This window comes from Methanobrevibacter sp. (assembly GCF_045636185.1).
Lineage (GTDB): Archaea > Methanobacteriota > Methanobacteria > Methanobacteriales > Methanobacteriaceae > Methanocatella.
The window spans coordinates 1-18,753 of sequence record NZ_JAZTXC010000160.1 but is presented as its reverse complement, the minus strand read 5'-3'; the positions used below and the strand labels follow the sequence as shown (position 1 = coordinate 18,753).

At 33.1% G+C, this 18,753-nt stretch carries 23 protein-coding genes, 1 tRNA gene and 1 pseudogene; 2 read left to right on the top strand and 23 right to left on the bottom strand.

Going from position 1 to position 18,753, the window contains the following annotated elements; all coding sequences use genetic code 11:
- A pseudogene (rps13p, locus tag ACKI3Q_RS08995) lies at positions 1–143 on the bottom strand (30S ribosomal protein S13); the annotation flags it as partial.
- Between the two features lie 185 nt (positions 144–328).
- Positions 329–413: transfer RNA gene (locus ACKI3Q_RS08990), tRNA-Ser, on the bottom strand.
- Positions 414–631: 218 nt separating this feature from the next.
- Between ACKI3Q_RS08990 and ACKI3Q_RS08985 the strand changes: the two genes are divergently transcribed.
- Positions 632–1,189 (top strand): LemA family protein, encoded by a 558-nt coding sequence (locus tag ACKI3Q_RS08985; RefSeq protein WP_407416257.1) that lies wholly within the window; start codon positions 632–634, stop codon positions 1,187–1,189.
- Positions 1,190–1,200: 11 nt separating this feature from the next.
- Entirely contained in the window at positions 1,201–2,982 is a 1,782-nt protein-coding gene (locus tag ACKI3Q_RS08980) for a DUF2207 domain-containing protein (RefSeq protein ID WP_407416256.1), read from the top strand.
- Between the two features lie 84 nt (positions 2,983–3,066).
- Here the strand turns inward: ACKI3Q_RS08980 and ACKI3Q_RS08975 are convergent, their stop codons facing one another.
- The 21 genes from ACKI3Q_RS08975 to rplX all read right to left on the bottom strand — a co-directional run bounded on the left by ACKI3Q_RS08975 (position 3,067) and on the right by rplX (position 18,729).
- A complete protein-coding gene (locus tag ACKI3Q_RS08975; protein ID WP_407416255.1) occupies positions 3,067–6,270 on the bottom strand; it encodes a C1 family peptidase in 3,204 nt (1,067 codons plus the stop codon).
- A gap of 185 nt (positions 6,271–6,455) precedes the next feature.
- The gene (locus tag ACKI3Q_RS08970; protein WP_407416254.1) at positions 6,456–7,715 is read right to left on the bottom strand and encodes a DUF3100 domain-containing protein; all 1,260 of its coding nucleotides are present in this window, start codon (positions 7,713–7,715) and stop codon (positions 6,456–6,458) included.
- Positions 7,716–8,198: 483 nt separating this feature from the next.
- Positions 8,199–9,164, bottom strand: coding sequence for an RNA-guided pseudouridylation complex pseudouridine synthase subunit Cbf5 (locus tag ACKI3Q_RS08965; protein ID WP_407416253.1), 966 nt, complete (start codon positions 9,162–9,164; stop codon positions 8,199–8,201).
- Positions 9,165–9,229: 65 nt separating this feature from the next.
- Complete coding sequence (locus tag ACKI3Q_RS08960) at positions 9,230–9,451, bottom strand: 50S ribosomal protein L14e (RefSeq protein ID WP_303736248.1); 222 nt, start codon at positions 9,449–9,451, stop codon at positions 9,230–9,232.
- Positions 9,451–9,969, bottom strand: coding sequence for a (d)CMP kinase (cmk, locus tag ACKI3Q_RS08955; RefSeq protein WP_407416252.1), 519 nt, complete (start codon positions 9,967–9,969; stop codon positions 9,451–9,453). Before cmk ends, ACKI3Q_RS08960 begins: the two co-directional genes overlap by 1 nt.
- Complete coding sequence (locus tag ACKI3Q_RS08950) at positions 9,969–10,235, bottom strand: 50S ribosomal protein L34e (protein WP_407416251.1); 267 nt, start codon at positions 10,233–10,235, stop codon at positions 9,969–9,971. The genes cmk and ACKI3Q_RS08950 overlap by 1 nt, the downstream gene beginning before the upstream one ends.
- 117 nt (positions 10,236–10,352) lie before the next feature.
- Complete coding sequence (locus ACKI3Q_RS08945; protein WP_407416250.1) at positions 10,353–10,943, bottom strand: DUF106 domain-containing protein; 591 nt, start codon at positions 10,941–10,943, stop codon at positions 10,353–10,355.
- Positions 10,944–10,952: 9 nt separating this feature from the next.
- On the bottom strand, positions 10,953–11,510 hold the full coding sequence (locus ACKI3Q_RS08940) for an adenylate kinase (RefSeq protein ID WP_407416249.1): 558 nt from the start codon (positions 11,508–11,510) through the stop codon (positions 10,953–10,955).
- A gap of 34 nt (positions 11,511–11,544) precedes the next feature.
- Positions 11,545–12,909, bottom strand: a complete 1,365-nt coding sequence (secY, locus tag ACKI3Q_RS08935) for a preprotein translocase subunit SecY (protein ID WP_407416248.1) — start codon at positions 12,907–12,909, stop codon at positions 11,545–11,547.
- 35 nt (positions 12,910–12,944) lie between these two features.
- Complete coding sequence (locus tag ACKI3Q_RS08930; protein WP_407416247.1) at positions 12,945–13,382, bottom strand: uL15m family ribosomal protein; 438 nt, start codon at positions 13,380–13,382, stop codon at positions 12,945–12,947.
- Positions 13,383–13,396: 14 nt separating this feature from the next.
- Complete coding sequence (locus ACKI3Q_RS08925; RefSeq protein ID WP_407416246.1) at positions 13,397–13,855, bottom strand: 50S ribosomal protein L30; 459 nt, start codon at positions 13,853–13,855, stop codon at positions 13,397–13,399.
- 12 nt (positions 13,856–13,867) lie between these two features.
- Complete coding sequence (gene rpsE / locus ACKI3Q_RS08920) at positions 13,868–14,509, bottom strand: 30S ribosomal protein S5 (protein ID WP_407416245.1); 642 nt, start codon at positions 14,507–14,509, stop codon at positions 13,868–13,870.
- Between the two features lie 2 nt (positions 14,510–14,511).
- Positions 14,512–15,093, bottom strand: coding sequence for a 50S ribosomal protein L18 (locus ACKI3Q_RS08915; protein WP_407416244.1), 582 nt, complete (start codon positions 15,091–15,093; stop codon positions 14,512–14,514).
- A 2-nt stretch (positions 15,094–15,095) separates the two neighbouring features.
- Positions 15,096–15,551 (bottom strand): 50S ribosomal protein L19e, encoded by a 456-nt coding sequence (locus tag ACKI3Q_RS08910; protein WP_407416243.1) that lies wholly within the window; start codon positions 15,549–15,551, stop codon positions 15,096–15,098.
- A gap of 136 nt (positions 15,552–15,687) precedes the next feature.
- Complete coding sequence (locus ACKI3Q_RS08905; RefSeq protein WP_292798887.1) at positions 15,688–16,023, bottom strand: 50S ribosomal protein L32e; 336 nt, start codon at positions 16,021–16,023, stop codon at positions 15,688–15,690.
- A gap of 13 nt (positions 16,024–16,036) precedes the next feature.
- Positions 16,037–16,573 carry a 50S ribosomal protein L6 gene (locus ACKI3Q_RS08900; RefSeq protein ID WP_407416242.1) on the bottom strand — a complete coding sequence of 179 codons (537 nt, stop codon included), beginning with the start codon at positions 16,571–16,573 and terminating at the stop codon, positions 16,037–16,039.
- Between the two features lie 8 nt (positions 16,574–16,581).
- On the bottom strand, positions 16,582–16,974 hold the full coding sequence (locus ACKI3Q_RS08895; protein ID WP_292877639.1) for a 30S ribosomal protein S8: 393 nt from the start codon (positions 16,972–16,974) through the stop codon (positions 16,582–16,584).
- An 11-nt stretch (positions 16,975–16,985) separates the two neighbouring features.
- A complete protein-coding gene (locus tag ACKI3Q_RS08890) occupies positions 16,986–17,138 on the bottom strand; it encodes a 30S ribosomal protein S14 (RefSeq protein ID WP_198144363.1) in 153 nt (50 codons plus the stop codon).
- Positions 17,131–17,652, bottom strand: a complete 522-nt coding sequence (locus tag ACKI3Q_RS08885; RefSeq protein WP_407416241.1) for a 50S ribosomal protein L5 — start codon at positions 17,650–17,652, stop codon at positions 17,131–17,133. Before ACKI3Q_RS08885 ends, ACKI3Q_RS08890 begins: the two co-directional genes overlap by 8 nt.
- Positions 17,649–18,377, bottom strand: a complete 729-nt coding sequence (locus ACKI3Q_RS08880) for a 30S ribosomal protein S4e (RefSeq protein WP_407416240.1) — start codon at positions 18,375–18,377, stop codon at positions 17,649–17,651. Before ACKI3Q_RS08880 ends, ACKI3Q_RS08885 begins: the two co-directional genes overlap by 4 nt.
- A 1-nt stretch (position 18,378) precedes the next feature.
- Complete coding sequence (gene rplX, locus ACKI3Q_RS08875; RefSeq protein WP_407416239.1) at positions 18,379–18,729, bottom strand: 50S ribosomal protein L24; 351 nt, start codon at positions 18,727–18,729, stop codon at positions 18,379–18,381.
- Positions 18,730–18,753 lie beyond the last annotated feature (24 nt).

Sequence of the window (18,753 nt, the reverse complement as noted above, 5' to 3'; positions counted from 1 at the left end):
ATGTCTAAATCTAAGATACGGCATATGGTTTTAGATAAAGATAAGCCAACACCTTTAATATCAGTTAAAGCGTGCTCGATGGTTTTATTACCATCTACGTCCTTTCTAGAAATACGCACTAAGTGCTTAAATTCGTCTTCCATTAAATAACCTCCATTTATAGAGCGAACCTACGAGACGGAAAATAATAGATTCGAATGTTTTGAATATCTCAAAACACAGTTCTTTCAACAATATAAACTTAGTTAAAAAACTAAGAGTGCAAAAAAATATCAGTTTAACAATATCTTTAATAAACATAAAAGAAATAGTGTTAAAAACTAATAAGCGCCGAGACTGGGATTTGAACCCAGGAGGGCAAAACGCCCACGAGATTTCCAGTCTCGCGCCTTACCAGGCTAGACTATCTCGGCACGACTAGCTAAAAAAATACTTGCACACATGTTAAAAATTTAACATGATATAATAATATCTAATGGTTTAGGTATATAAAGGTATTGTTTAAAACATGATTTTGAAGAAAAAATCCAAACATTGAAAAAAATAAACCGGATTTTAGAAATACCTCTACAATTATTATATAAAAATATTTATTGACATGATGTGATATAAATATAATTTAGGTGATATAATGAGTTTATTATCTACCATAGTAATAATAATTATTTTAGTGATTATTGTCGGAACAATAATACACATGTATAACCGATTAGTTAGTTTAAGAAATCGTGTAAAGAACAGTTATGCACAAATTGACGTGCAACTTAAAAGAAGAAATGATTTAATACCTAATTTAGTGGAAACCGTAAAAGGATATGCAGCTCATGAAAAAGGAGTATTGGAAGAAGTTACACAAGCCCGTTCAAATGTCATGAATGCATCTGGCGTTAAAGAAACCAGTGATGCAGACAACCAATTGACCGGTGCTTTAAAAACATTATTTGCCGTTGCTGAAAATTATCCTGATCTTAAGGCAAACAGCAATTTCCAACAGTTACAAGAGCAATTAAGCGAAACTGAAGATAAAATTTCCTATTCAAGACAATTCTATAATGATACCGTTTTAATGTATAATAATGCATGCCAACAATTCCCATCAAATCTCCTTGCAGGATTGTTTGGTTTTAAAGAAGAAGAATTCTTTGAAGCTGATGAAGCATCACGTGAAGTTCCTAATGTCGAATTCTAATGGTGAAACCCATGGATTTAAAAAAAATAGCTGTTATAATAATATTAGTTTTATTATTGTTATCTGCAGCTAATGCAATTTATGCTAAAGACCATGAATATAGCATCAAGAATGCTAACATTGACCTGACCGTGCAGAAAGACGGCATGCTTCTCGTTAATGAAAATTATCACTATTCCTTTGAAGGTACATTCAATGGAGTTTATCGGGACATTAGCCTGAAATCTGGACAAAATATCAGCAACCTGCAGGTCCATGTCGATGGAGCTTACAGCACATATAAACTGGAGGAACATAATGGGAAACCCCGTATTGTAGTCTATTTATGGGCTGATGAAGCACATACGCAAAAAATCCATGATCAGGATGTAAAAATTTCCTACAGCTACAATATGCAGAATGTCGTCACATTATATGATGATGTCGGAATGCTCCAATACAAGCTATGGGGCGAAGATTGGGACTGTCCTGTCGAAAGGGTAACTGCAGACATCCATTTGCCTGGAGACAAGGACAATATCTATTATTTAAACCCGCCATATTACAATTCAAGCGATTCCATAAATGGAAACACAATACATGTGGTTTCAACAAAAATCCCTAAAGGCCAATTTTACGAATTAACCGCATTGATGCCATTAGATGATTTTTCAAATGCACCATATGCACTGCATTTGCATGAAAATGCGAAAGATAAAATAATATCTGAAATAAATAGCTATAAAAATGGAGTTAACTTCTGGGGAAATTTATTTAACATATTCACAGGATTATGTATTATATCCCCACTTTCCCTGATTTTTGTTTATCTGAAATATGGACGTGAACCTAAAGTTGACTATTACGGAATATACGAAAGGGAACTGCCAACCGACGATTCCCCTGCAGTTGTCAATGCATTGCTTAATAGAAGCAATATTGGAAAACCTAATATGGAAGGTTTTGAAGCGACAATTATGGATTTAATCGATCGTAAGATATTCAAAATGCGTATTGAATCATCCGAACATCTTGAAGATTTAATTTTGGAACTGGATGACAGCAGATATGGTGAATTATCAGTGGATGAAAAAAGCGTTTTTGATTTATTGGAAACTTTCAGTTATAATAATGTGCTTAATGTATCCCAGTTATCCTCCAAATTAAACAATGAAGCAAATGGAAAGCTGTTTGTGAAAAAACTTGACGAATGGAAAGATATTGTAGAAAAACAAAGAATTGGTGAAGATAAAATATCCGAATACTTTAATGATAAGGGAACAACAATTTCCAGTTTCTTCGGATTCGGAGGTTTGGTTATTGCAGCCGCATTTTTCCTAATAGCTGCCTTTTCAAAACATCCTGCGGCAATGTGGACTATGTTTGCATCAGTATTTTTGGGCATTGTTTCAATTGCAATCCTGATGTTGCCTGAGGATATCCTTGGACATTGGACTCCAGAAGGCCGTGTATACTACCTAAAATGGATGAACTTTAAGAAGTTTTTAAAAGACAATAGTTTAATTAAAGAACACCCTCCGGAATCAATAGTTATATGGAACAAGTACCTCGTTTATGGTACTGCTCTTGGAGTAGCTGAAGAGGTTTACAAATCCATGAAACTCTATGAACCTAGTGTAAGTGATGATGACTACCACTATAGTGATCTATACAGATTCCATTCATATTCCGGTTTGATAATGCTTAATAGTGCATTCAATACAGGAATTTCTGCATCAAACCCATCATCCGATGGCGGTGGATTTGGTGGAGTCGGAGGAGGTTCCGGCGGAGGCGGTGGAGGAGCTTTCTAGCTTCCCACTCTTTTTTTAATTTTTTTAATCAGCACCATCATTTCATTATTTTAATTAAAAAAAAAAGAAAGGTTAGAGGATAATCTAATCCTCTTTTGCAGAAATGGTTATTTTGTTTGAAATTACAGCACTTTCATACTGTGATGTGATGATGTACTCGCCAGGCATCAGGTTAATGTTTAACTTGGCCGTTCCATTTGAATCTGTGTATCTTGTATAGAATATGCCATTGATGTTAAATGTAACACCAGCATTTTCCAACGGATTGCCTTTACCATCGACCAGTTTTGCCATGAATTGTGTTCCATCTTTATAGGTCATGTTAATGTCATCGGCCGTTAAAACAGACAATACTGTGATATTATATGACATCATCAATCCGGTCAACGGATCTGAAGCAGTCAGTATATATTCACCAGGATTCAAGTTAATATTTAATTTAGCTGTTCCGTTTTCATTGGTTGTTCTGTTGTAAAATACTCCATTGATGTTCATTGTAATGGTTGCATTAGAAACAGCATTGCCCATACCATCAATCAGGGAAATATAAAACTGTGATTCGTTTCTGAAGTATTTGACTAGGTTTTGAGCAATTAATGTAGGCAGGACTTCAATACTGTTTTCAACTGAAGTTCCGTTGAAAGTTGTTTTAATTGTGTAGTTACCTGGATTCAGGTTAATAGCCATTCTGGCTGTTCCGTTTTCATCGCTTACACGAGTATAATTAGCGCCGTTAATCTCAAATATCACGTTTTCATTAGCTGCGCCAACATTAGCCTCGAATTTAGAATCGTTCTTATAAATTTTAACCAGATCTTCAGTATAAATAGCTAAATCCTTAGTGTAAACTTTCAAGGATACGGTTCTATTTTGTAGTGCCAAATCCCTCCACACATCATCCGTTTTCATGAAAACAGTGTTTTTAGTATTATGTTGTCGTGACTCATTAAAGATAGGGATGGATTTTTTAGTTATTTCTACTGTAAAATTATCTCCCGGCTTAATTGGAATTTCATTTGTTAACTTTATCGTATGAAAACCATAATATGGTCCCGTTCCATTTTGCATATGTTTTAATTCATTATTTACATAGATATTAAGTGCATAAGGTTCACCATCATATTTAAAGTAGGTTCCAATTCCGCTTATTAACTCATTGTTTTGGGATTCATATGTGGTTTTATAAGCAAGATCCTTTCCAAACATGTCATCGAAAAAAATCATCTCCCCACTTAAATCCGTCTGGTAATTTCTCACATAGTTTTCAGTATTTTCAATAATAAAACCTACTGCATAACTTGAATTTAAAAAGCTTATGTCATAATAAGACAAATAGATAAATCCTCCATCTCCATTTTCTAAACCGAAACTATCTTTTAATATCCATGCACCATCACCAGGAGGAGTGGTTAAGAAATTTTCTTTAGGAAAATTATCATCCCAGCCAACAACAGAAACAGCATGTGACCTAAGATTTAACAAATCTTGATATTGTGCATGAGTCTTGTTATTGTAGTCCGGTGCTTCAGCTGCTGAATAATATTCTATTGCCAGTGAACCATAATCCATTATGGCTTTTTTAATTTCATCATTATCAGTTAAATTTTTTCTAGGCCCAACAAAAATTGCATCCTGAATATGAATATTATCACCAGTGAAAAATATTGGTGAAACCTTTGCCATTACATCATAGGTATCATTTTCTTCAAAAACAGGACCTAGCCAACTAAGAATATTTTGAGTTGCCTGTACAACATATCCTGAACCTACTAACTTCAAGTCACCATATTTTGAATAACACAACATTGTATCTTTTATATTATTTTCTGAAAAATCGTATTCGATTCCTGTTGATTTGAGCAATGCTGATTCAAGAGCGGCAAGTGTTCCAAAAGTCCAGCAACTGCCATCCAATATTTGATTTTTTACTGAGCTAATCCAACCCCATTCTCGTGAATCAAACCTTTTAGGTAAATCTGTTACATTTATGGTATTATTAATCAGAATTAAATTTATTGGATTTTTACTTACCTTATTAAAAAAGTCCGTTTCAGTTAAAAATAGAGTATCATTGTTCAAGTTTATTTCATTCATTTCATAATTAAGAAAAACACCATGAATTGCTTCACCATTATTCTTAAAAGTACTTTTGTTAACAGTTAAATTACAGTCATAGGCATAAATAGCATTTTTTGTATTGTTAAAGAAGTTTGAATCTGTTATATTCAAATCACTATTATCAAAAAACATTCCTCCACCGTTATTTTCTTCATTAATTAGTTTATTTGATATAATGGAAGTATTATAAATATTTGCCTCGACATTTGATGCATATATTGCTCCTCCATCAAGAGAAGCAGTATTATTAATAAATTTTGAATTTTTTATTGTTAAAATACGACCCAAATAAAGTAAAGCTCCGCCAAAATTAGCAGAAGAATTAATGAATGTTGTATTTGAGATTAATGTATTGCTCTCAATTCGCATATCATCAAAAGAATCAATGAATATTGATCCTGCGTTTTTTACAGCCGTGACATTTATAAATGTAGAGTTAATAATTCGTGAATATATTACATCGTAGAGAAAAATTGCACCTGCACTTTCAGTTGAATGGAGGTTTACAAATGTGGAATTTATAACTGCAGTATTTTTTTTAGCATATAATGCTGTAGCATACTTTGAAGTTGAATTTAGAAATGTACAATTTATAATTCCAATCCCTGAATTGTCACCATTTCCATATATCAACGAATAAGTTAAATTAAATGAATTTTTAAATACTGAATTAGCAATAAAAGATTGGAAAGAAAAAGAAATTGCTCCGCCTTTTTCGGCATGATTATTATTAAAAACACAATTTTCTGCTTCAATCAATTCAATTTTTACTGCACCACCATCTTTAGCGGAGTTATTTTCAAAGGTAACATTATTAAAATTTATCCTATCATTAGTAAAAATAGCCCCACCAGCATCTTTTGAAAACCCGTTTATTAAAGTAAGATTGTTAATGTTTATATCCCCAATAACATTAAATATTCTTGCCTGTCCTTTAGCATCAATAGTATGTCCATTACCATTAATGGTAAAACCCGTTTTATTAACAATTATTCCTTCATTTAATTGATAATCAGTAGAATTATCATAAATATAATCCTGAGTTATTTCAATAGTATTGCCAGCGTCATTGATTTCTGTTTGAAGAGATGTGAAGTTTCCATCAGCATAAACTGCACTAACAGAAATAAATAAAAAAAGCAATATGAATAAAAGTTTAAATCTTTTCATAATATCATCCCATAATTAATAATATTTATTTAAATAATTCTTAAAAAAATTATCGAAAATAGAATTAATAAAAGCAATATTGTCAAGTTTCAATATCAGACAACATTTAGAGAATTTTCATATTGGCATCCCCATAATAGTATAGACAATAAGTTTCTTTAATCTTAAAAATGGAAATGAATCATTTAGATTGATCCTGATAAGACTAAAATCACGTTAGCAATTATTGCAGAACCAAGGTAAGTTCCAGTAATCACAACTAAAGTAATAAGAATTCCTCTCCAACCAATCTTTTTAAACTCTCCCCAGTCTCTACCCATCGCTATACCAACATAAGCTAAAGATGCTACACAAATTGTAGTTAAATCAACTTGAGAAGCGTAATGAGTCACAAAATCAGCTGTTGGAACTCCAGGAATTGCAAGAAACATACCAATTAAACATATTAAGACAATTGATGGTATATTAACCGGAATAATTTCTCCAATACACAGACCCACGAATGCAATGCCTACAATAACAAGCATTCCAATTAATGAATCCACAAATGTAGCATGATTGCCAAAAGCATTTCCAATAGCAGCAATTACTGAAAATACTAAAAATACGGATAAAATTTTAGGAAAGTTATCCATTTTCAATCCAAATGGATTATTCCCATCATCTTCATCCTGAAAGACGCCATCAAACTCAACGGAATGGCCTTTGGATAAAATCGGAGCTAACCATGAATATAATTTTTCTGTAAGAGGCAATGAAATAAATATGAACATGTACATGCCAAAAGAGGTTGAAAGAACATTACTGCATCCTGCAAAAGCTTCTAACTGAGTAGCCATGGAAGGGTATAAATTTACTAATGGAACTAATCCTGCAGCGTTCATGCTTGCACTTCCTACACCTGATGCCATTGCATATGCATATGGATGCAATGGCAGGATTGATACGCACAGGCTCGCAAATAAACTCATATATAAAGCACCGATGATGGTTCCAACGATATAAATAAATAAAACTCCACGTGCCTCTGGAGATGAAACTCCATATTTGTCAATAATAATTGCTACACTGGGGTCACGACAAATAGAACTTGTCATTCCAACAGCTTCTCTTCTAAAACCTAAAAGTAAAGCAACAGGCAATGCAATAATAGTACAGATATCCCCAAATAACTGTAAAATCAAGGCAGGACCTACATTAAAAATCATATATATGGAATCTCCACCTGAAATAGCAAGTTTGGATATTATGACACCAAGAAGTATAGCCATTATTTCTTCAGCAATTTTAGATTCTTCATCACCAATCCACTTAAAATGTTTTGACAAATAGACAGCCATTCCGATAACTATGGAATATGTTATAGGCAACAATAGGAAATTGACGTTGTCTGTTATTTTAATCTTTATAACTCCGATGTATAGTGAAATAATAAGTATAATCAATGCAATAAAATGTAATTTATACACTTTCCATCGTGAACTCTCACCAGTTCCCCCGTTGGGGTTTTTCCTATCTCTATCCAGTTTAAATCTTTCAGTATCGGAATTGGTTTTAGAAATAAAAAAATCCTCCTGATTTATTAATTGCCATATATTTCTTATTTTTTAAAAATAATATATTTTTGTTTATTATTCTTTCTTTAAATAGTTTTTTAAACTCAGATTAAAGTATATCAGTTTTTCAGAACATATGATTTAATGAACTAAATTAAATATAATCTGTACCTATAGATAGTCCATCTACTCCCAAACGATAGACATTATATAGGATAACTAATTTTTTAAGAAAATAGCCAAAATTAATATTCTTATGTAGATAGTGTAAAATCAAAATATGAAAAATTAAAAAAATACCAATATAATTAAAGAACCTATTAACTAAACAATAGTTCAGATAGCCAAAACTTAAAATTTAATAGGAAAAAGTTATTTCCATAGTCTTGGGTACACGCCAGGTTTCATGAACACTTTAGATGTATTGACTACAAAACCACCTTCAGCATCTAAAATCTCATCGGCAAAGAATAAAGAATTTCCAGCACCTACAAGCTCACCCTTTAAAGTTTCAATAGCTACAATATCTCCTTTTCTAATATCGTCAGATAAACATGCAACTCCTCCGCTTGCAAGGTCTGCCCCATGACATATTGCATCAACGGCTGAATCCTTAATAATTACTTTAGGCAAATAGTCTGCAGCCCTTTCCATCGGCATTATTGCTTCACGCAAATATGATTCGTCACCGTCTTCAATATAGAAATGGTATGCATCGGTTACATCCTGCAATGTTACAAGATTTTCACGTTCACGAAAAGAACCTACCTGAGTTCTTCTAAGCTCTGCCATATGGGCTCCAACTCCCAAAGCTTCACCGATATTGTGACAATATGTTCTGACATAGGTTCCAGCTTCACAGCCAATTCTAAACAGCACGTCACGGTCTTTAATCTCATAAATAGTTGAATAATAAACATTACGGGTTCTTAATTCACGTTTAACCGCAGATTTAACCGGAGGCAATTGAAAGATTTTACCTGTAAACTCCTCAAAGACATGGTGGATTTCACTTTCTTCCACATCTGAGTGAAAAGTAAGCAAACAAACATATTCCTTAGGGGCAGTTAACAACAACTGTATAGCACGTGTTGCATCAGCCAAACCGACAGGCAAAACACCGGTAACCTTAGGATCAAGTGTTCCTCCATGACCAGTCTTATCCAGTTTTAAAATTCGTTTTACCCAGGAATCTACTTCATGAGATGTTGGTCCAGAAGGTTTATCTAAATTAATAACTCCTTTAGAAATATAATCAGTAATTTCCCTTTCTTCAGGCTTACAGCCATATTCGGGATTTGTAGTGGATTTGGATTTTGTAATTAAATTAGTTTTCATGAATAAACCCATAAAAAAATAGTATAAAAAATAGTAAAAATAATGAATAAATTTAATTATTCATCTTATAAATCAGCTAAAGCTGCTTTGATAGAGTCAGCGTCGCCAGAAACATCGATAGTTTCTTCAGTTGGTTCTAAGTGAGCAATATTACATCTTCTGTTTTTAACAGCTTCACCGATAACTTCTACAAAGTTTTCATCGATGATTTCAACGATTGCACATTTTTCACCAGCTTCTCTTCCAGCAGTTTTAACACATACTCTTCCTACTTCAATTGATGCCATTATATCACCTTTAATGTTGTTAAAATGATTTCTGATACTTTTTCGGGATCGAATGTACCAGTATTAATAATTAAATCATAAATATCCATATTTGAAATGTCAATATTATGAATATCATTATATCTTAAAGCTTCACTTTTTTCACGAGAAATTATTTCCTCTTTTGCTTGATCTACAGATTTTGATTCCCTTTCCGCTATTCTTTTGGAACGGACATCAAAGGGAGTTACTAACCAAAGTTTTAAATCAGCTTCAACAAAATAAGCAGATAACCTGCCTTCAACTATTAAATTATCTGCAGATTTAGCGAGTTCAGCTTGTCTTTTATCAATTTCTTTATCGATATCATCATTACCTTCAGCAAATTCTCCAAATTCCAGAACAGACATACCTTTCTCTTCAGCCATTTGTCTAAAGACAAATCCTGCAGAAATAAAATCAACGCCGAGTTTTTCACTAAGCAATTCCGCAGTGGTTGTTGTTCCAGTACCGGCTAATCCGCCTATAGTAATTATCATTATTTTCTAGCCTCTTCTTTAAAATGTTTACGCATACATTTTGAACATAAGTACCCACCGTAAGGACGGCTAGGTCTTTTGCTAGTTTTTGAAAGTTTTCCAATTTCGTATGGACGTCCACGAGGAACTCCATGTAAGACTGCACCACACTCAGCACAAACATGCTTAGATGGTTTTTTCTTTTTGTATCTTAAAACATTATCTCCACCAGGAGTGTTTTTTCTCATTCTTTTATATGATCTTGATCTAAACCTATTTGCAGGCATTTAATCACCTTGATTAATTTAATAAAAAATTTAATAATTGTGTAATAGCGTATTCAAAATAGAATACTATTACTATGTATTTCATCATTAATAAATATATAAGATTCAAGGGTTAAATTAGAACCCTTGTTTGAATCCTAAGAATTTTCTTAATATTTGACTCATACCAAAGGTACAAATCATATACCATAATAACCATCCAATACCATAAGGAATGGTAGCCTCTCCTCCATATAAAAAGTGGCCTATGAAATGCCAGAATGGAGTTAAAGTAAGCCAATATGCCGGAGCAGGTAAAATTAAAACTAAATTACTGATAACAGAAGTTCTCATCCAGAAGAAAATTAAAATAATTGGAACAAATGTAACAAGCATAGGCTTAAATGATTCCATCATAACTTCATTTTGATTTTTAAGCATTTCTGTTTGTTCAGCCTGAAGTTTAGCAAGCTCTTTTCCATCCCCTTTCTTTTGAGCCTCCCTCATTTTTGAAGAAAGTTCTCTTGATTTTTTTTGGTTTTCATTAACTTTATCTTGATCGACCAAATACTTATTAGCAATAGTGGTAATTAATGATACAATAAATGCAATAACCAATACGGTTAATGCAGGATTTTGTGGATTTGGATCCATTGCAAGTAATGGATTAAACAAAGTATTTAATACATCCAGTATTCCGCCACTAAACATACCAAAAATATCAGCCATTTAACTCACCTATTTTAAAACATCCACTAATTTAGATATTGTTTGTGGTAAATGATTATCATGATTTGCAATGATTTTAACAGTAGCTCCAGTCATTGTTGCATAAGCCATAGAAGCAGCCCTATTCATTTCTTGATGTAATTGAATATTGCTTGCTTTTTCAACATCGCGGGAACGTGTATCATCGTTTAATCTTCTATAGATAATCTCATCAGGATTTGCTTCAACCAATATGAATAAATCAGGTTGTAATTGTTCTAAAACCCATATAGGAAGACCTGGTAAAAATCCGGAAGGAGTACTTATAGTACAATGAGTATCTACAATAACATTGTCCTCTTCAGATCTTTCTTTGATTCTTTTAGCAGCTTTAGCTTGAATCTCTTTTTGAGTTTCAGCAGGTAATTTTCTTAAAGCATCCCTATCATCAACAATTTTTTCCTCTATTGCAAGTTCAGTCATTATGTCTCCATAATTTAAATGTACATAATCAACTTCATCAAGAGCTTTATTAAGTACTGTGGAACTTCCTGAACCTGGAATTCCTGTTAATACAACTAATTTCAATTTAACCCCTCATATTAAAATGTTATGGAGAAGATTAATCTCCTCCTAAAAATTTCCTAAGAAGTGGATTGGATGACATTAACTGTTCTTCTGCCATTTCTTCGTAAAGCTTATGTATAATACCTACAGTAAGCAATACACCGGTACCTCCACCTAAAGCACCAGTTAAATCTGCAAAGAATGCAATAATACCTACATATAAACCACTTAAAATGGTAAGTGCAGGAATATATTTCTTTAAAATTTTATATAATTGACGTTTACTACTTCTGAAACCAGGTATCTGAATACCTGAATTATAAAGTTGTTCTGAAATCTTTTTAGCATTTAATCCACTGATTTCAACCCATAAGTATGAGAATAAAACACAGCATGCTAAGAAGAATATTGCATAAAAGATAACATGAATAGGTTCTGTAACAAACATTTGCAGTTTATTAGGGGTTGACAGTAACCAAGCGACACCACTTACTGCTTTACCGTTTTCAACCGTACCCAAAATAGGGTATCCGATTTTTTGGAAAACGTTTGCAAAAAGCGTAACGTTAACTAATAATGCACTTGTTAAAATAACCGGCATGTTACTTGCATATACGAATTTCAAAGGATATTTACCAACGGAACCTCTGATTCTTCCATGTCCTCTTACTGAACCGTGTGAAATAGGAATTTCAACACGAATTGATTCACCGTAAACAACAACAGCAAATACACAGATAGTTGCAATTAACGGGATAAGTAATGCGAAATTAGTGGATCCTACGGCAATAGATTGTATAAATCCAGGAATAGCACCAGGCAATATACCTTGAGCATTAGGTAAGAAATTGAATGTTCCAACAAGAATTGCTTGACATACACCAGCAGCAATGAACAAACCAATACCACTACCGAATCCCCATTTAGAAACAACTTCATCCAAATAAATAACCAAAACCGCACCAATTACGAGCTGAAGGAATAATACACCAAGATAAGAGTTATCTATTGGTACTAAGTTACCAGTCAATACTAAAACACCGGCCTCAAATATTGTGAAAACAATAGATAGAAGCTTTTGAGTAGCTTGAAAGTGAGACTTATCCTTGTGTGATGAAAGATCCAAATCCAAAAGGTTTGAACCGACTAACAATTGCAATACAATAGATGCAGTAACAATAGGACCAATTCCTAAAGTAAGAATTGAACCGAAACTTCCAGCCATAACTGCCCTTAAAGCAGCGAATTGATCTACAGCTGCAGAACTCAATCCATATAATGGTATTTGAGTTAAAAAGTAATATAATACCAAAATAAGAGCTGTCCATTTAAGTTTTTCATTGAAATCCTCATTGTGAACTGGGGATTTAACCTCAGGTAAAAACTTAAATAATGGCTCTAATACTTCGAGAGATGACATTTTATTCCTCTAACAAATATTATTAAAAGAGAAAACTATAATTCTATAGCTTCTCCTCCTGCTTCTTCAATTTTTTCTATAGCAGATGCTGAGAATTTTGGAGCGGAAATTTTGAAAGTTTTAGAAATTTTACCTTTTGCTAAAACTTTATCGTAACCTAATTCAGTTACATCGATAACGATTGCATCGCCTTCCATGGATGCTTTTCCACTAGCAATTAAATCATCAGCTTTTTCTTCTAAGTAACTTAAGTTAACAGAATTAACTTTTTTAATCATTTTTTGAGGTCTTTTAAAGCCGTGTTTACCAAAATAATCTGGTTCATGGATTACAGTCCAGGTCCAGTGTTGTTTTCCAGCTCCAGCTTTACCTTTTCCACCTTTGTTACCTGCACCTCTACGTTTTTTAGTACAGCCTCCTCCGTTGGATCTGGAACCTCTGAGTTTGTTAATTTTACGTTTTGTTCTAATCATAATAAACACCTAATTTAAAGCATTCTTTTTGCGAGATCTTTAATTTCTTCGCCCCTGTAACCTAATGATCCACCTTCGTTAATGGATAAACGGATATCTTCATATCCTTTTCTAGGAGGGTGTAAACGGAATACAGGTTTAATTCCCACATCAGCTAATTTAACTTCTGAATTGATTACAGCTTCAGATAATTCAGCAATATCTTTATAATCAGAATTTTCAGCTACAAATTCATCAGTAACCTTGTTATTACCTTCGATTCTACCTCTTTTAGCAATAATTTGAGCTAAAAGTTCAGCATCGATTTCACCCCAGGTAATGTAATCCTTAGACTTTTGAAGCATACCTTCAAAACTAGGATTTTCTTCAACTAATACTGCGTGGTTGATTCTGTTAAGTCTTAACATGTGTAAAGTGTCAGCAACTTTTTGAATGACACCAGTAGTTCCTCTAACTCTAATAACTAAAAACATAATCATCACCAATTAATAGTTAACTCCCATTTTCTTGAGGTCTTCTGTACTTGCTTTTACCTCACTTAAGGTTTTTAAAGCATCGAATACTGCATTTGCAAAGTTTACAGTAGTTTGGGTTTGACCAAATGATTGGGACCATACATCATGAATACCAGCAAGTTTTAAAATGGTTTTACCTACATCACCAATTACTAAACCTACTCCTGCAGGTGCAGGCATTAAGTTTACGCTTACACTACTGGTTTTACCTTGTACTTTGAAAGGTACTGTGTGTTCTCTTCCACAAACACAACCCCAATCACCACAGCCTCTTCTTACTTTAATAATGTTGTATTTAGCATTATCGACTGCTTTTCTGATTGCAGGTCCAACCTCTTTAGCTTTACCTTGACCTAATCCAACATAACCATCTTTGTTACCTACAGCAACAATTACTCTGAAATTAACTTTTCTACCAGATTTATGCATCCTTTGAACTAAGTTAACATCCATTACTTCTTCTTCTAAATCTGGAATTAAGGCATCAACTATTTCTAATTCCATAATCGGAAGACCTTTTTCAAAGATTTCATCGATATCAGTAATGGTTCCATCTTTAACTAATTGACCCATTTTAGTTTTAGGTTCCCATTCATCAATATTAAAACTCATAGTTATTCCTCTGCCTCGTCAATTTTCTCAATAGTTTCATCAAAGTTTGCAGGTAAATCTGCAGGTTCTAAACCTCTTTCTAAATACTTTGAGAATTTTTTAGCTTTTTCATCATCGTCTAAAGATTCAGCATAATTTGCAATGTGTTCTCCTCTAATACGTTCATCTTCAGGGAAAATGAAGTCACCGTGAGGAACTTCTAAACCTGCATCAACAGCACCTTTAAGAGCTGCAAATATTTTAGAACCTTTAATTGGAGATCTTAAACCAATGTCCAAAATTGCAAAATCTATTCCTGCAGCTAAAGCTCTTTTAGCACAAAGATAACCAGTTAAATAAACTCCAGTAATGTTACCGGTGTTTCCTAAGTAACCGTAATCAGCTAATTGTTTACCTACAGCGGATACACGAGTGATATCTCCTTCAGGAGAATAATCAACAATCTGTACAGTAGCCTGATTGTTAGAAATTCTAACAACTAAACGAGATTTTTCATAATCGATTAATTTAATTCTAGCACCGTAATCGGTTTTTCCTTCTCTTCTTCTTCTAAATGCTACTTTATAATTTGATCCATGTGCCATGTTTACTCATCTCCTTTAATTAAATCATGGTCACGTGCGTAGTTTCTCATGTAAGATTTACTTCTGAAAGCTCCACCTTTTGCCATTTTGTATAATTTACGGTAGGTGGTAGCATCAATAATTTCATCTTCACGCATTTCTTTAAGGTCTTTTCTTAAAGCTCTGATTGTAGTCATCCATTGTTTTTTCTTAGGAGTACGAGCTTTTTTAGCCCCTTTTCTACTACCTGCACCTTTTCTTTTTCCTTTTTGTTTTTGTTCTGCGATTTTTTTAGATCTGTAGCTACTAATACCTTTTTGAGGTTTCGCTTTAATAGCTCCATCATTAATTAACTGCTTTACACCTTCTCTAGTAATCGCCATGGAAACTTCTTCCATCCTTTCAGGATCAATCCATACACGGTTGAGTCCTACTTTAAGGATACTAGCAGCTAATCTTTTTTGAGTTGTAAGATTCATATATATAATCCTCCATAATTCAGCATAGCTGATAAATTTAGATAAATAATCTAAACCCCTTTGATTTATCTTTAACGGTTAAACCAATTCTATAAAAGCCCCTGAATTGACATAACCTATAAACATAACTTCATATTTAAATATTTTTATTTAAAACTTTAATTCCTAACTCAGATGCTTTATCTAACATCAAGAGTTTTTTCCTTTTACCAATAGAAGCACTGATTCTTGCAGCATCAGTTTCTGGGTTTAAAGCTTCTAATTCTTTCATGTTGTGAACAAGAACATCATTATAACCAGAAGGATGTAAATTCCTAATAGCTCTAGGGGTTCTGTATCCAATAGCAGGCATGTCTGGTTTTCCTGCTTCATATCTTCTCATTTTACTTGTTTTACCTCTAGGGCGTCTCCATTTTATTCCAAGTTTTTTATAACGAGCATATTCTTGTCTTTTAAATCTTTTATTAGCCATTATAATCACCAATTTATTCTTTGCTAGTTAAGTATATTCCATCTTGGAATACTCTAGGATCTCTTCCTTTAATTTTAGTTGCTTGTTCTAAGTTAGCCATGGTTTGACCAACATGTTCCTTATTGATACCAGTAATTGTTACCTCATCACCTTTTACTGCTACTTTAGCACTACCTACGATTTTAGCAGTTCTTGGGTGTCTTTCCCCGAGGAAATTGTCAATGTTTACGATATCTTTTTCAACTTTTACAGTCATTGGAAAGTGAGCAAATACGATTTTCATATGATATTCGAAACCTTCTGTTACACCAGTAATCATGTTGTTAATGTGTGCTCTGGTGGTTCCAATCATTGCTTTATCTTTCTTTTTCGGAAATGCTGTTTCCAAAACAACTTTATCTTCATCTTTTTTAATACTTACATTAGGATAAGTAAATTTTCTGGAGTCTTCTCCATTAGGTCCTTTTACAGTGACCACATAATTTTCAATTATAACTTCGACGCCTTCAGGGATTTCAATTTCTTCCCTTATAGCTGCAGCTACTACCATTATATCACCTAATACATGTAAGCCAACAAACGTCCACCAATTCCTCTTTCCTTAGCCTCATAGTGAGTCATAATTCCTTCAGGAGTTGTGACAATTAAGATACCAAAATTCTTTGCTGGCAAATATCTTTTTTCAAATTTCTCAAATTCATCTTTCTTTACAGCGTGACGAGGTTTGATAACACCACATTTGTTAATGTTACCAAGTAATTCTACTGTGAATTTTCCTGCTCTATTGTCATCGATGTATTCAAAGTTACCAATATAATTCTCTTTTTGCATTGTGCTTAAAACTTCTCCAATTAATTTGGATGCAGGAGAAATAACACATGAATCATTAACTTGTAATTCGTTATTTCTAATATTAGTTAAAGCATCTGCGAGAGGATCCATAAGACTCATATCATAACACCTTAATTATACTTTTTAAATCCAATTTTAGGAGCTATTTCCCTAAAACATTGTCTGCACAAATTTAATCCATATCTGCTAATCATAGCAGAGTGATCTCCACAACGAGCACATTTTTTTGCTGCTTTTCCATATTTTCTTGGCAAACTAATCACCTATTTCAGTTACATAATTAACATTAAAGTTTTCTTCCATAAATTTCATGGTTTCTTCTTTAGTAATTCTATGTTTTTGAGGAACTTTCTTTTGTTGAATTTTTCTTCTGGATATTCTGTAACCAGGTTTTTCAAAAGTGATTGAAACATTCATACCGAAGATACCGATATCAGGATTATATTTCATTCCAGGAATATCGATGTGCTCTTTGATACCGAATGAAAGGTTACCTTGAGCATCAAATTGAGTAGGTTTAATGTTTCTGCTGATTCCTTCTAAAACCATATCAATTGCTTTGTCAGCTTTTTCTCCACGTAAAGTTAATTTACATGCAATTGGTTGACGTTTTCTAATACCCCATTCTGGGTTAGTTACTGTTGAGTAAGTTTTTACAGGGGTTTGTTCAAACATCTCTTCTAAAAGAGTGATAGCACGGGATAATTTTTCACCTGCTTCACCTACACCAATACTGACAGTAGCTTTTTCGATTCTAACTTCATTCATTGGGTTCATTTATTAACCTCCAATAAAGAAATTGCTGGAGCATCGCTACCAACTACAAATGCATAATCTTTTAAAGTTAAAAATTCATCTTTAGCACTATTTTCAATAATAATAGTATTAGGGTTAGATGATTTATTTTCAATAATTTCACTTACAGTACCTAATTCACCGGTGTGTTTACCACCAGTAACAAGAACAGTAGCACCAATTTCTAAAGGATAAACTTCATTAATTTCTTGTTCAGGTACTTTTAAACTAATTACATCACCAACAGCATAATCATTTTCATCAATGATTAAATTTTTACCATCGTGTAAGTTTAATTGAGTTTTTCCACCTTTAATGGTAGTTTTATCAACAATTTTACTTAATTTAGAATCATTTTCATCAATTGGGTGTAATTGTAATCTTCCTTTAGTATCTAAAAGAACTCTATAAATTTCCTCTGTTTTTGGAATTTCCACAATATCTTGGAAACCAACAGGGAATTTATAATCTTTAATAACTCTGCCATCTACTAAAACGTTACCTGAGTTGATGATCCTTTTAGCTTCTCTAGAATTATCAGCTAATTTTAAAATATCTCTGATAACTAAAGTTAATGGAATAGCATCAACAATAGCATGAGAACCTGCGGAAGGTTTTACTGTCCAGGTATCTTCTTTAGGATGGATTGGCCAAGTTTTAGGTGCTTTGTATCTTTTAAGATGTTTTCTAGATCCCATTTTAGCCATTTTAATTATCTCCTCTATTTTTTATTCTTCTATCGTCTTTTGTATCAGCATCAATAATCATTAAGTTAGATGGATCAACTGGAAGGAAAACTGCAGTTCCGTCAGGTTTTGATAAGGTAACTTCTTCAATAGTTACTTTGTATGCACCGTAATCAACGTTGAGAACTTCTCCTTCATGTCCTTTGAAATCTCCACGGAGAACTCTAACTTTATCTCCTGATTTTAATGGTAAAGATCTTTTGCCTAATTTTTGTCTTAAACTTTCACTTAAAGTAGCACTTAAGTATTTACCACGTGTATGAGCAGGAGCATTATAAAGAGCTTTTCTTTGTTTTCTTGGTTGTTTTGACATTTTTTCACCTATACTAAAATATTT